This window comes from Nocardiopsis chromatogenes YIM 90109 (assembly GCF_000341185.1).
Classification (GTDB): Bacteria; Actinomycetota; Actinomycetes; order Streptosporangiales; family Streptosporangiaceae; genus Nocardiopsis_A; species Nocardiopsis_A chromatogenes.
This window is the reverse complement of the sequence record NZ_ANBH01000313.1, coordinates 1-13,625: the sequence shown is the minus strand read 5'-3', so window position 1 is coordinate 13,625 and position 13,625 is coordinate 1. Positions and strand designations below refer to the sequence as shown.

General features: G+C 74.6%; 7 protein-coding genes and 2 pseudogenes. 4 read left to right on the top strand and 5 right to left on the bottom strand.

From position 1 onward, the window contains the following. Positions 1-333: 333 nt before the first annotated feature. Together D476_RS0127645 and dxr are read right to left on the bottom strand one after the other, a co-directional pair. A complete protein-coding gene (locus D476_RS0127645; RefSeq protein ID WP_017627134.1) occupies positions 334-1,686 on the bottom strand; it encodes a M50 family metallopeptidase in 1,353 nt (450 codons plus the stop codon). A 10-nt stretch (positions 1,687-1,696) separates the two neighbouring features. Further along, entirely contained in the window at positions 1,697-2,971 is a 1,275-nt protein-coding gene (gene dxr / locus D476_RS0127640) for a 1-deoxy-D-xylulose-5-phosphate reductoisomerase (RefSeq protein WP_017627133.1), read from the bottom strand. Positions 2,972-3,240: 269 nt separating this feature from the next. On the opposite strand from dxr, the gene D476_RS0127635 reads away from it, so the two are divergent. Both D476_RS0127635 and D476_RS0127630 read left to right on the top strand, forming a co-directional pair. Further along, entirely contained in the window at positions 3,241-4,863 is a 1,623-nt protein-coding gene (locus tag D476_RS0127635; RefSeq protein ID WP_017627132.1) for a CocE/NonD family hydrolase, read from the top strand. A gap of 138 nt (positions 4,864-5,001) precedes the next feature. After that, positions 5,002-5,976: a trypsin-like serine peptidase gene (locus D476_RS0127630; RefSeq protein WP_017627131.1), complete on the top strand. Its 975-nt coding sequence runs from the start codon at positions 5,002-5,004 to the stop codon at positions 5,974-5,976. A 112-nt stretch (positions 5,977-6,088) separates the two neighbouring features. Here the strand turns inward: D476_RS0127630 and D476_RS0127625 are convergent, their stop codons facing one another. The 3 genes and pseudogenes from D476_RS0127625 to D476_RS0127615 all read right to left on the bottom strand — a co-directional run bounded on the left by D476_RS0127625 (position 6,089) and on the right by D476_RS0127615 (position 10,837). Beyond that, a complete protein-coding gene (locus tag D476_RS0127625) occupies positions 6,089-7,546 on the bottom strand; it encodes a sodium/glutamate symporter (protein ID WP_017627130.1) in 1,458 nt (485 codons plus the stop codon). 395 nt (positions 7,547-7,941) lie between these two features. After that, positions 7,942-9,349 (bottom strand): annotated as a pseudogene (locus D476_RS34795) (aldehyde dehydrogenase family protein). 105 nt (positions 9,350-9,454) lie between these two features. Then, positions 9,455-10,837: a cytochrome P450 family protein gene (locus D476_RS0127615; RefSeq protein WP_017627128.1), complete on the bottom strand. Its 1,383-nt coding sequence runs from the start codon at positions 10,835-10,837 to the stop codon at positions 9,455-9,457. Positions 10,838-11,118: 281 nt separating this feature from the next. On the opposite strand from D476_RS0127615, the gene dacB reads away from it, so the two are divergent. Beyond that, entirely contained in the window at positions 11,119-12,792 is a 1,674-nt protein-coding gene (dacB, locus tag D476_RS0127610) for a D-alanyl-D-alanine carboxypeptidase/D-alanyl-D-alanine endopeptidase (protein ID WP_017627127.1), read from the top strand. A gap of 472 nt (positions 12,793-13,264) precedes the next feature. After that, positions 13,265-13,625, top strand: a pseudogene (locus D476_RS34790) (hypothetical protein); the annotation flags it as partial.

The window sequence follows — 13,625 nt, the reverse complement described above, 5'->3', positions numbered from 1 at the left end:
GGCGGGCATTCCAAGATCGACGGACACGGTCTCACCTCACGGGCCGCCGGGGTGGTCCGGCGGCTTCGGTTGAAAGTCGAAGGGTTCGGGGCGCCGCATCGGGCACCGCGCAGGAGGCGGCCGGGCGCACCGGGACCGGGGGACCCCGGTTCCTGGGAGAGCGGTGGCGCCGCCGTCCGCATGCGCTGACTAGGCTACCCTCCCCCGCGCGGGGGCGGGGCCACGGCCGCCGGGAGGCCGCGCGCCCGCCGCCCGCCGGACACCCGCGCGTCACCGGAAGGGGCGCGCCGCGGGGGACGCCCCGCCCCACGCCCCGTCGGCGTCACCGCGTCGTCACTGCGTCACGCGCAGCGGGTTGACCACGTCGGCGATCAACAGCATGACGCTGAAGACCAGGAAGCAGGCCACCACCACGTAGGCCACCGGCATCAGCTTGGCGACGTCGAAGGGGCCCGGGTCGGGGCGCTTGAACACCTTGGCGAAGGCGCGGCGCACCGACTCCCACAGGGCGCCCAGGATGTGCCCGCCGTCCAGCGGCAGGATCGGCAGCATGTTGAAGGCGAACAGGAAGAGGTTCACCCCGGCCAGCAGGTTGATCAGGAACGACGCCCGCTCGACCAGCGGGATGGGCTGCGCCAGCACCTCGCCGCCGATGCGGGAGGCCCCCACGATGCCCACCGGCGAGTCCACGGTGCGCTCCTCGCCCAGGAACGCCGCCCGGAAGACGTCGTCGACCTTGGTGGGCAGGGCCACCAGCGCCTCGCCCACGCCGACGATGGTGTCGCCCATGAAGGCGGCGGTCTCGCCCACGCCCAGCGCGGTGCGCTCGTTCTGGAAGGTGATGCCGAGGAAGGCGGCCTTCTCGGTGTCGGGGATGCGGTAGCCCCGGTCGTCGGTGAGCGGCTCGCCGTCGGGGCCGGTCTTGAACTGGATCTCGCCGCCGGCGTCGCGCGCCACGACGGTGTTCTCGATGAGGTCGGCCTGCAGCTCGACCTCATCGCCGCCGCGCTCGACGGTGAAATCGGTAGGGCCGGGCGATTCGCGGATGAGCCGGTTGGCGTCGTTCCAGTCGGCCACCCGCTCCCCGCCGACGGCGACGATCACGTCGCCGGGGCGGAACCCGGCCGCGGCGGCGGGCGTGGGCGGCGCGTCCTCGGGGCAGGTCGCGTCGGTGGCGTCGGCGGGGACCACGCACTCGCTCACCGCGTCCACGGTGGTGGAGGGCTGCGGGATGCCGATGCCCATGAGCAGCACGCCGAACAGGCCGACGGCCAGCACGAGGTTCATCGCGGGCCCGGCGACCATGACGATGATCCGCTTCCACGGCGCCCGCTGGTAGAACTGGCGGTCCTCGTCGCCCGGCTCCACCTCGACGCTGCTCGCCTCGCGCGCGTCCTCGATCATCGCGCGGATGCGGCCCATCGGCCGCCCGGAGACGTCGGGGGCGGCCGGCGGGATCATGCCGACCATGCGCACGTAGCCGCCCAGCGGCACGCCCTTGACCCCGTACTCGGTGTCGCCGATGCGTCTGGACCACAGGGTCGGCCCGAAGCCCACCATGTACTGGGTGCAGCGGATGCCGAACATCTTGGCCGTGCCGAGGTGGCCCAGCTCGTGCCAGGCGATGGAGAAGAGGAGTCCGAGAAAGAAAAGGACGATCCCCGCGATCGTGAGCACTGCGGTCATGTACCTCTCCTCAGGCTGCCCGGGCGATCAGCTCCCGGGCGCGGCTCCGGGCCCGTTCGTCGGCCGCGCGGACGTCTCCGGGGGTGAGTTCCTCCGGTTCGTCCGTGCCGTGACGTTCTGAGACTACCTGGGCGACGGTGTCCACGATGGCGGGGAAGGAGAGCCGGCCGTTCAGGAAGGCGTCCACGGCCTCCTCGTTGGCGGCGTTGTACACGGCCGGGGCGGTGCCCCCGGCGGCCCCGACCTCGCAGGCGAGGCGGACGGCGGGGAAGGCGTCGTGGTCGAGCGGCTCGAAGGTCCAGCTCTGCGCGCGGGTCCAGTCCACGGGGGGCGCCGCCGCGCCGACCCGGTGCGGCCAGGACATGCCGAAGGCGATCGGGATGCACATGCTGGGCGGGCTGGCCTGGGCGAGGGTGGAGCCGTCGGTGTACTCGACCATGGAGTGCACGATCGACTGCGGGTGCACGACCACCTCGATGCGCTCCAGCGGGACGTCGAAGAGCAGGTGCGCCTCGATCACTTCGAGCCCCTTGTTGACCAGGGTGGCCGAGTTGACCGTGATCACCGGCCCCATGCTCCAGGTGGGGTGGTTCAGCGCGTCCTCGGGGCCGACTCCGGCCAGCCCGGCGCGGTCGCGGCCGCGGAAGGGGCCGCCGCTGGCGGTGATGACCAGGCGGCGCACGTCCTCGACGCGGGCGTCCACCTGCCCCTGGGCCAGCGCGGTCAGCTCGGCGGCGGGCACCCGCGGGTAGCACTGGGCCAGGGCGAAGTGCTCGGAGTCGACCGGCACGATCTGCCCGGGCTGGGCGGCGGCGCGCACCAGCGGCCCGCCGATGATCAGCGACTCCTTGTTGGCCAGGGCCAGCAGGCGCCCGGCGCGCAGCGCGGCCAGGGTGGACTCCAGCCCCAGGGCCCCGGTGATGCCGTTGAGCACCACGTCGCAGCCCCAGGAGGCGGCCTCGGCGACGCCCTCGGCCCCGGCGAGCACCTTGGCGCCGCTGCCGCGCTCGTCGAGCAGCCGCGCCACCTCGGCGGCGCGCCCGGCGTCGGCGACCGCGACGGCCTCGGCGCCGGTCTCGGCGGCCTGGTCGGCCAGGAGTTCGGCGCGGCCGCCCCCGGCGGCCAGGGCCCGCACCCGGAACCGGCCCGGGTTCGCGCGCACGACCTCCATGGCCTGCGTTCCGATGGAGCCGGTGGATCCGAGGATCACGACCTCGCGCGTGTCGGAGGGGCGCGAGCTCTGCAGGAGTCGTTCAGCGATTCGCACCCGGCCATTGTCGCGCATGGGGCACGTGCTCAGGGGGGAGGACGGCGCGGCGGATCAGGTACGCACGCCCCTCTTTACATCGATCCCCTCCGCGTCTAAGTTACCGTCCATGTAAGTTACCTCACAGTAGAATTCCGGTCCGCCGCCCCCTGGCGGACCCGCCCCGACGGGGGCCCAGCCGCCCCGGCGGCCGGGCACGGCGCGACCCCGGACGGGCACCCGCGGCACCGCCGCGGTACCCCCGCACCCCCGCTCGCGGCCCGCCGAGGGCCGGAAACGAGGACGCCATGCGCCGACTCCGCACACTGTGCACCGCCGTGCTCGCATCGCTACTCATGGTGACCCTGGCCGTACCCCCCGCCCACGCCGAGACCGGCGTCCGGGTCACCCACGAGACGATCCCCGGCCACGGCGGCATCGACCTGCCCGCGAAGGTGATCACCCCCGCCGGCGACGACGGCCCCCGCCCGCTGCTGGTCATGCCGACCGCCTGGGCCACCAACAACCTGCTCTACGTGGGCGCCGCGAAGAGGCTCGCCTACGAGTCCGGGTACCAGGTCGTCACCTACACCTCCCGCGGCTTCTGGAACTCCGGCGGCGCGATCGAGGTCGCCGGGCCCGAGGACGTGGGCGACGCGCGCGCCGTCATCGACTGGGCGCTGGAGAACACCGACGCCGACCCCGACCGCATCGGCATGGCCGGGATCTCCTACGGCGCCGGGATCAGCCTGCTCACCGCCGCCGAGGACGACCGGGTCAAGGCGGTGGGGGCGATGAGCGGCTGGGCCGACCTGGCCGAGTCGATCTACTCCCACGAGACGATCAGCTACCAGGCGGTGGAGCTGCTGCTGAACTCCGCCCACCTGACCGGGACGCCCGGCGAGAAGCTGCTGGAGATGGAGCGCGAGTACCGCGAGGGCAACGTCCAGCCCGCCCTGGACCTGGCCCCGGAGCGGTCGGTCTCCACCAAGGTGGACGCGATCAACGCCAACGGCACCGCCGTGATGATCGGCCACGCCTGGAACGACGGCATCTTCCCGCCCGGCCAGCTCACCGACTTCTACGGGGAGCTCACCGGCCCCAAGCGCATGATGCTCTCGGCCGGGGACCACGCCACCCCCGAGGCCTTCGGCGCCGTCGGGCTGCCCAACGAGACCTGGTCGGAGCTGACCCGCTGGTTCGACCACCACCTCAAGGGCGCCGACAACGGCGTGGACGCCGAGGACCCGGTGCGGGTCAAGCCCAACAACGGCCGCGGCGGCTGGGCGTCCTTCCCCGACTGGGGGGCGGTCTCCGACGGCTCGCTCGACTACGGGCTGAGCGAGCCCGTGCGCACCTGGGACAACTGGCAGTACACCGGCGGGCTGGCCGAGGATCCCGAGACCGGCTGGAGCTACGGCGTGGGCGCCGGGCGCGGGACCGTCGCCGAGAGCGGGACGCTGCTGCTCAGCGGCGCGCTCCAGCAGTTCGCCGACATCCCCACCGGGGTGTCCCTGCCGCTGGTGAACCGCTCCTACGCCGGGGTGTGGACCGGGCCGCGGCTGACCGAGGGGGCCCGGGTGAGCGGGTCGCCGGAGGTGGACGTGGTGGTCACCCCCACCGCCGCCGACCAGTCGCTGTACTTCTACCTGTACGCGGTGGACCGGTACGGCACCGGGTCGCTGATCACCCACGAGCCCTACACGCTGCGCGACGCCGAGCCCGGCGAGCCGGTGCAGGTGGGCCTGCGGATGGAGCCGGTGGTCTGGGACGTCTCCGCCGGGCAGCGGCTGGCCCTGGTGGTGGACACCGAGGACTCCCGCTACACCGACTCGGGCGCCCGCGGCGAGCGGGTGGAGTTCGGCTCTACCGAGGAGGCGCCGGCCGCGCTGTCGGTGCCCACCGGCCCGGACCCCGACGGCCGGGTCTGACGGAGGGGTCCCCCGCCCGACGGGGCCCGGCCGGCACGTGCGCCGGCCGGGCCCCGGTTTTCGGTCCGACACTCCGCGACACGTCGTCCAACCGAAAGTGGGTACGCGATCACCCTCCGTATGGCATGATCACGTCCCATGACACCGTCCCTCCTGCGCATCCTCGTCGCGCCCCTGGTCGCGGCCGCCCTGGCCGCAGGCGCCACCGGGGCCGCCGCCGCAACCGGCCCGGCCGGACCCGCGCCCGCCGCGGACGGCCCCGGCGCCGTCCGCCACACCGCCTCCGAGGAGCCCTCCTCGGTCCTGGACTACTGGACCGCCGAGCGGATGGCCGCGGCCCGCCCCATCGGGCGGCTGCTCGGCGGCGCCGCCGACGGGCTCCTCGACGGGGTGCCCGGATACGGCGCGCCCGACCGGGAGCACCAGGCCGACGGCGGCGACGCGCCGGTGTGGACCGGGGGCGGCACCGTCGCCCGCACCACCGGCCGGGTCTTCCTGAGCATGGACGGGCGCGACTTCACCTGCACCGCGTCGGTGGTGCGCGCCCGCAACGCCTCCACGGTGGTCACCGCGGGCCACTGCCTCAAGGACGGCACCGGGGCGTGGGCGTCCAAGTGGGTGTTCGTGCCGGGCTACGACGACGGCGAGGAGCCCTATGGGCGGTACACCGCCCGGGAGATGCTGGTGACGCCCGAGTGGGCGCGCAGGACCGACGACAGCCGCGACTTCGGGGCCGCCGTGCTGCGCGAAGGCGACGGCGGACCGGTGCAGGAGGCCACCGGCGCCCAGCGCATCTCCTTCTCCGGCGACCACACCGGGCGGGTCCGGTCCTTCGGCTACCCGGCCCGCTCGCCCTACGACGGCCGGACGCTGCGCACCTGCAGCGGCCCCACCCACGCGGACCGGGGCGGCACCACCGCGCGCGGCATGTCCTGCGACATGACCGAGGGCTCCAGCGGCGGGCCGTGGTTCGCCGGGTTCGACTCCGCCTCCGGCCGCGGCACCGTGGTGTCGGTGGTCAGCTTCAAGTACGCCTCGGACGCGGACACCCAGTACGGGCCGGTCCTGGGCGCATCCGAGCGCCGCGTCTTCAACGAGGCCCAGGACGCCTGACCTGCTGCCCGCGGGACGGCGGGAACGCGCCGAGGGGGAGGGGCCCCATCGCCCCTCCCCCTCGCGCCGTTCCGCGGCCTGAGGGCCCGAGCCGCCCGGCCGCCGGGTCCGGCTAGGGCTGTGTCGAAGCGCCCTGGTGGGCCGGGGAGTCGTCCGCGGCCCTGCGCTTGCGGCCGAACACGAACAGGCCCGTGTACAGACTGGCGGCCAGCCCCACCGCCATGATGACCAGGAACGGCACCGCGCCCACGTGCGGGCTGATGATCAGCGGGATGGCCGCCGCGGTCACCAGGCCGCCGCCGAAGAACGGCTCGAACACCAGCTGCTTGTAGCCGAAGGCCGGGTAGGCCGGGGTCTTCAGCTCCGGGTCGACGATGCGCATGAGCACCAGGCCGGTGGCGGTGACGCCGAGGGACTGGCCGAAGTCGCCGATGCCGCGCTCGAACCAGTGCGAGGGCATCATCCGGGGGGCCAGGAACAGGAAGGCCCCGACCACCCACAGGATGCCGGCCGCGGACAGCAGCAGGAACGGCAGCAGGTTCGCGGCGAGCACCTGCAGGGACAGGGTGGCCATGGCCGAGATGATGAGCATGTCCAGGGAGAAGCCCTGCACGCGCTCGATCATCATGGAGTCGACGATCGCGTTCTTGTCGAAGCGGTCGATGAGCACCTGGAGCAGGATGCCGCCGATCATCGCCAGCGGGAACAGCGGTACGTAGGCGAAGATCTCGATGGTGTCCGCCCACAGCGCCTGCTCCAGGGCCTGCATCCCGGACAGGATGACCTGGCCGATGAGCACCGCGATGGCGATCAGGCCGAAGTGCAGCGCCAGCGGGTCCAGCGAGGAGGGGTGCACGGTCAGCATCGCGCCGGGGCCGCGCTTCTCGCCGACCAGGAGTCCGGCCTGCTCGGCGTCGGAGATCTCGGCCTTGGAGTCGAGCACGACGGTCTTGCGGCGCCGCACGCCCCAATTGATCAGGGCGATGCCCAGCAGGATCCCGGCGAGCAGGCCGACGGTGGCCATGCCCACGGCCAGGTCCTGGCCCTCGGGGAACCCGGCCTGCTCGAAGGTGTCGCCGAGCCCGGCCGCGGTGCCGTGGCCGCCGACGAACCCGATCTCGATGAGCGCGCCGGTCAGCGCGGGCAGGTTGAAGACCGGGACCAGCACCAGCAGGGCGAGCAGCAGGCCGATGACGTACTGGCCGGTGCTCAGGGTCAGGCCGAAGGCCAGCTGCGGCCCGGCCAGCCGGGCGGCGTCCTTGAACCGGGGCAGCGGCTTGCCCAGGAACAGCCCGGCGAAGACCACCGAGATGAGCAGGCCGGGGAGCGCGGACCAGACCTCGTAGACGCCGGGCCCGAAGAGCCCTCCCTCGGTGAAGGAGTCGACGCCGGCCAGGCCCATCGCGCGGCCGAAGATGTCCGGCCCGAGGAGCAGCGCGATGCCGCCCCCGATGATCGAGCTCGGCAGGAACAGCTTCTGCGTGAGCTTCCACTTGACCCGGACGAGCTTGGCGACCAGCAGCAACACCCCCAGGAGGAGGAGCGCGAGGCCAATGGTGTCGGGGGACATCTCTTACCTCTCCGTTGAAGCATGAGCGCGCCCTCGGGGCGGGAGCGCACCGCGGAGCGGGCCTCGGTCGGGAGGCGGTACCCCGGGGTGCGCCCCGTCGTCGGGCGCCGTGGCTGTGAGGGCGCCGGGCCGCACCGGACCCGCGCCGGGCGCTCCATGACACGGCCGGGAAAGCACCCCAAAAGCACTCAGACAGGCATAAATCCGGCCTAAGTGATCGTCAACGGAAAGTGTGCCATCGCCGCGATACCGCTAGGTAACCCCCGGGACACCGGACGGGGCGACGCGCAGCGCCCGGGGGGCCGCCGCGGAGGACCCGCGGGGACGCGGCCGGAGCCGCGTCCCCTGGTGCGCGGCACTTCCCACGAGAGCCGCGCCACTCCGCACGGCCCTGCTCACAGCTGCACGCCGGTGAGAACCATCACCCGCTCGTAGGTCAGGTCGTCCATCGCGGCGCGCACGCCCTCCTTGCCCACGCCCGACTTCTTCACCCCGCCGTAGGGCATCTGGTCGGCGCGGAAGGTCGGCACGTCGCCGACCACGACGCCGCCCACCTCCAGCTCCCGGTGGGCCCGGAAGGCGGTGGCGATGTCGGAGGTGAACACCCCGGCCTGCAGGCCGAAGTCGCTGTCGTTGACCGCGGCGAACGCCTCGTCGGTCCCCTCCACCCGCTGCAGCACCAGCACCGGGCCGAAGACCTCCTCGCGCACCACCTTGGCGTCGGCGGGGACCTCGGCGAGCACGGTCGGCTCCACCGTCACCCCGTCGCGGCCGCCGCCGGTGAGCACCTTGGCCCCGGCCCGCTCGGCCTCGGCGATCCAGCCGTGCACCCGCTCGGCGGCGGCCTCGTCGATCATCGGGCCGACCTGGGTGGCCGGGTCGGCGGGGTCGCCGGTGCCCAGCTCGCCGACGCGCTCGACCAGGCGGGCGGCGAAGCCGTCGTAGACCCGCGCGTCCACCACCACGCGCTGCACCCCGATGCACACCTGCCCTGCCTGGTTGTTGCCGAACAGGGCGATGCGCCGCGCGGCGTGGTCCAGGTCGGCGTCGGCCAGCACCACCGCCGCGGCGTTGCCGCCCAGCTCCAGGGTGACGTGCTTGTGCGGGGCCCGGCGCTGCAGCTCCCAGCCGAACTGGCCGCCGGTGAAGGAGATGACCGGCAGCCGGGGGTCGGTGATCAGCCCCGAGGCGCGCTCGTTGGGCATGGGCAGCACGGAGAACGCCCCGCGCGGAAGGCCGGTCTCGGCCAGCACCTCGCCCAGCAGCAGCGCGGTGAGCGGGGTGCCCGGGGCGGGCTTGAGGACGATCGGCGCGCCGACCGCCAGCGCCGGGGCCACCTTGTGGGCGACCAGGTTGAGCGGGAAGTTGAACGGGGCGATGCCCAGGACCGGGCCCGTGGGCACGCGGCGCACCAGGGCGACGCGGCCGGTGCCGCCGGGGTCGGTGTCCAGGCGCTGCAGCTCCCCGCTGTCGCGCCGGGCCTCCTCGGCGGCCAGCCGGAAGACGGACACGGCCCGCCCGGCCTCGGCGCGCGACCAGGCGATGGGCTTGGCGCTCTCGGCGGTGATCAGCGCGGCGAACTCCTCGGCGTGCTCCTCGATGCGCCGCGAGACGTGCATCAGCGCCTCGGCGCGCACGTGCGCCGGAAGAGCGNNCGCCGCCCGCCGCCACCGCCTGCTCGATCTGCTCGGGCGAGGGCACGGCGGCGGCCCCCGCGCTCCCCCCGGTGTAGGGGTTGGTCACCTGGATCTCGGTGTCGCCGGTCGCGGCTTCCCCGGCCAGCCAGAACGGACGCGTAGACATGCCCGAGACGCTAGTGCCCGCGACGGCGTGCGGCGTTGTCCGACTTGGCCATGGAGCCGACGCCTTTTTGGCCATTCCGGCGCGGCCCGGCCCCTCGCCCGCGGTTCAGCCTCCGCGGCGCGCGCGTCGGCCGCTCCCCTGCCACCAGCGCAGCACCCGCACCAGCAGCGCGTCGGAGCCCTCCTCCGGCCCGGGGGTCGGGGACGGCGCGGCGGGCGCGGGCTCGGGGGCGGGCAACGGCTCGGCTGGCTCGAACTCCACCGGAAGCGCGGCCGGGCCCCGGTAGAACAGGGACGGCGCCCACCACAGCTCCTCGGGGGGCAGGGCCAGGCGCAGCCCTCCCAGCCGGGCCCGCAGGCGCTCCACCCCGATCTCCACGACCCGCTCGGCCACCGCCCGCGCGGGGCAGCGGTGCTCCCCGGCGCCCCAGATCAGGTGCGCCCGGTTGTGCCCGGAGGGGACGGCGCCCTCGTCCTGGTGCCCGCGCCGCAGCCGCGGGTCGGCGTGCGCGGCGGCCAGCCCGAACGCCAGCGGCTCGCCCTCGGCCACCCGGGTGCCGCCGACCACCGCCGGGCGGGTGGCGAAGCGGGCGGGGAGCACCTGGACCGGCGGCACCGTCCAGACCACGTGGTCGACGACCTCGTCGAGCAGCAGCCCGCCCCCGGCGAAGTCGCGGGCCAGCGCGTCGTCGGCGAGCAGCTCGCGCAGCACGTTGCCGAGCAGGTTGGCGGTCGGCAGGTGCGCGGCGGCCGCCATGGTCACCAGCTGGTCGGCGGTCTCCTGGTCGGTCGGGCCCGACCCGTGGCCCAGCATCCAGCTGGTGAGGTCCTCCCCGGGCACGGCGCGCTTGTGGCGGACCAGCCCGGCGAAGTAGTCGCGCATGCGGGCGGCGGCCTCGGCCGACCGGTCGCCGTCGTGCCCCCACATGGCGGTGGTCAGGTCCCCCAGGGCGTAGCCGAACGCGTCGTCCAGGCCGAAGAGGCGGTTGAGCACCATGGCCGGGAGCAGGGTGCAGTAGTCGGCCATCAGGTCGGCGCCGCCCTGGGCGCAGAAGTCGTCGATGAGGCGGTCGGCGGCCCGGGTGATGTCGGCGCGCACCCGGACGTCGCTCAGCCGGGCCAGCGCGTCGGTGACCGGGGCGATGAGGCGGGCGTGCTCGGCGCCGTCGGCGTACAGGGCGCTGCCGCTGTACCCCATGCCGATGGGCAGGTCGTCCCCGGGCGAGCGCTTGCCGTCGCGCACGTCGCACCAGCGGCGGGTGTCCCGGGAGAAGCCGCCCCAGTCCCGCATGACCTCCAGGTTCTCCTCGTACCCCAGCAGCAGCCACACCGGCAGGCCGGGCTCCAGCTCGACCGGCGCCACCTGGCCGTACCGTTCTCGGAGCGTCTCCCACACGCGCGCGACCTCGCCGTGCTCGGCGTACTTGTACAGCGGGACGGCGGCGTCGTGCAGGGGGCAGCCGGGTGCGGTGTCGGGGCGTTCGGTCACGGCTTCGCTCGCAGACTGTCAGGGGGCGGTGACTGCGGTTCCACGAGGGTAGCGCCGTGCCCCGCAGGCCACCACCACCGTTCCCGCACCTCTTCGCGTTCCCGGCGGGGGGGCGGCGCGCCCGATTCCGGCCGCGACTCTCGAACTCCCGGGGTGCGCCGGGGTAGCCTGCCTACGCACCGTCGCCCGGCCGTCACCCACGATCCCCGATCGCGCGTCGCCCTCCCGACCGACCTCTCCCCCCGCCCATCCCCCGTCGACCTGGAAGGGGCCCCGACCCGATGGCGATCCTCCGATCCCGCGCGCTGCCGCGCGCCCGCCTGCTCGTACGCGCCTGCGCCGCGCCCGTCCTGGCCGCGGGCCTCGTCGCCGCGGCGGCCTCCCCCGCCGCCGCCGACGGCCCCCTGCACGAACTGCGCCGCGACCTCGACGCCCTGCTGGAGGACCCGGCCCTGGAGGGGGCGGTGTCCGGGGTGGTGGTGCGCAGCGCCGACACCGGCGAGGAGCTGTACGGCCGCGAACCGGACACCGCGCTGCTGCCCGCCTCCAACATGAAGCTGCTGACCTCGGCCGCCGCCCTGGAGGTGTTCGGGCCCGAGCACCGCTTCACCACGGGGGTGCGGGCCGACACCGCGCCGAACCGGGGCGGCGTGGTCCGCGGCGACCTGTACCTGGTCGGCGGGGCCGACCCCACGCTGACCGCGGACGCCTACGACGACCTGGCCGAGGAGGTGGCCGACGCCGGGGTCCGCAGGGTCACCGGGGACCTGGTCGCCGACGACACCCTCTTCGACGACGAGCGGCTGCACCCGGACTGGGAGGCCGGGGACGAGCCCTACTACTACGCGGCGCAGATCTCCGCGCTGACCGTGGCCGCCAACGAGGACTACGACACCGGCGTCGTCACCGCCTCCGCCGAGCCCGGCGACGCCGCGGGGGACCCGGTCGAAGTCGGCCTGGAGCCGATGGCCGACAACCTGGAGGTGCGCAACGAGGCGGCCACCGGGGCGCCGGACTCCGCGCCGTCGCTGCAGGTGACCCGCGAGCCCGGCACCAACACCTTCACCTTCTCCGGGTCGCTCCCGGCCGGGGGCGACGGGTACGAGGCGCTGCGCACGGTCGACGACCCCACCGCGCACGCGGCGCACCTGTTCGCCGACGCGCTGGAGGACAACGGGGTGAAGGTGACCGGCGGTGTCGGATTCGGCGCCGCCCCGGCGTACACCGCCGAGGTGGCCGACCGCGCCTCCGACGAGCTGGGCGACCTCCTGGTGCCCTTCATGAAGCTCTCCAACAACGGGCACGCGGAGATGCTGGTCAAGGCGATGGGGGCGGAGCGCACGGACTCCGGCTCGTGGAAGGCGGGCACCGCGGTGGTCGAGGAGGCCGCCGAGGGCCTGGGACTGGACACCGGCCGGTACGACCAGGCGGACGGGTCGGGGCTGGCCCGCACCAACACGATGACCGCGCACGGGGTGGCCGACCTGCTGGACACCGCGCGCGGCGAGCCGTGGTGGCCGGTGTACGAGAACGCCCTTCCGCTGGCCGGGGCCGAGGACCGGATGGTCGGCGGGACGCTGCGCAACCGGATGCGCGACACGGCGGCCGAGGAGAACGTGCGGGCCAAGACCGGCACCCTGACCGGGGTGAGCGCGCTGTCGGGCTACGTGACCGCGGCCGACGGCGAGGAGCTGGTGTTCGTGGTGCTGAACAACGGGTACTCGGGGTCGGCGCCGCGCCACGTGCAGGACGCGATCGGCGTACGCCTGGCGGAGTTCTCCCGCGAGGGCGCCCAGCGGATGGCGGACGGGCCCGCCCCGACGAGCGCCCCCGCCGCGCTGGACGCCCCGGCGGCGATCGGCGCACCGGCGGGGGGCACCTCGGCACCGGGCACGTCTTCGCCGGGCACGCCCGGCACCGCCGACCTGGAGTGCACCTGGGCCGGAACCTGCTGACGCGGGGAGTGTAGGCCCGGCGGCCGCCGCAGAGGCGGCGACGGTCGGCAGGGCGGTTCCGCACCCCCTGCCGACGCTCCGCCGGGCTGCTCGCGGTCCGGGCGCGGGCGACCGGCAGGGCGCACGGTCGCCCGCGTTCGCGGCGGGCGCCGGGCAGGGGGCGTGGGCTCCGGCCGTCCCGCGCCGCGGAACCGCCGCCTGATCCGCGATCCCGTGCCGTCTCCACCGGCCGGAACGCCCCCGGGCCCCCGCCGCTCCGGTCGGGGGACACAGGGCCGGCGATCCGGGTGTTCCCGTCACCCGCGAGGTGGTTGGGGCCTCCCCTTGCCCGGTGCCCCGGATCGGATGGGACGACTGGTGTGCGCGCTCGGCTTGGGCCAGAGTGGGGGACAGAGGCCCGAACACCGGCGCTTCGCAGGCCAGCGTCCGGCCCCTCACGGGTCCGGCCCGACCGACCGGGAGAGAAGCAAGGGTGTCGCTCGTCTACCGCAGCATCGCCACCGTGGACCTGGACCGCGACATCACCGGCGAGGCCGCCGCCGCGCTCGCGGCCTGGCTGAGCCGCCGCGGTCCGGCCGGTGCGCGGGTGGACTTCTCCCGGTCGGGCTCCTATGAGCTGAGTAAGCGCTCCAGAGCCATGGTGGTGCGCCACGACAACCGCGAGGACCGCATCGCCTTCCTCCGGCTCACCACCGAGTCGGACAAGGCCGACGGCCGCTGGCGCACCACCGCCACCATCGTCTCCGACCCCCAGCGCCTCCCCCACGGCTACAGCTGGGTCGACATGACGGCCGACCCCCGGCACGAGCTGTCCGGCACCGACCGGCTGGACA

Bases quoted from the DNA above. Each gene is read 5' to 3' on its own strand.
- D476_RS0127630 (WP_017627131.1), top strand. From the start codon at position 5,002: ATGACACCGTCCCTCCTGCGCATCCTCGTCGCGCCCCTGGTCGCGGCC.
- D476_RS0127645 (WP_017627134.1), bottom strand. From the start codon at position 1,686: ATGACCGCAGTGCTCACGATCGCGGGGATCGTCCTTTTCTTTCTCGGA.
- D476_RS0127635 (WP_017627132.1), top strand. From the start codon at position 3,241: ATGCGCCGACTCCGCACACTGTGCACCGCCGTGCTCGCATCGCTACTC.
- dacB (WP_017627127.1), top strand. From the start codon at position 11,119: ATGGCGATCCTCCGATCCCGCGCGCTGCCGCGCGCCCGCCTGCTCGTA.
- dxr (WP_017627133.1), bottom strand. From the start codon at position 2,971: ATGCGCGACAATGGCCGGGTGCGAATCGCTGAACGACTCCTGCAGAGC.
- D476_RS0127625 (WP_017627130.1), bottom strand. From the start codon at position 7,546: ATGTCCCCCGACACCATTGGCCTCGCGCTCCTCCTCCTGGGGGTGTTG.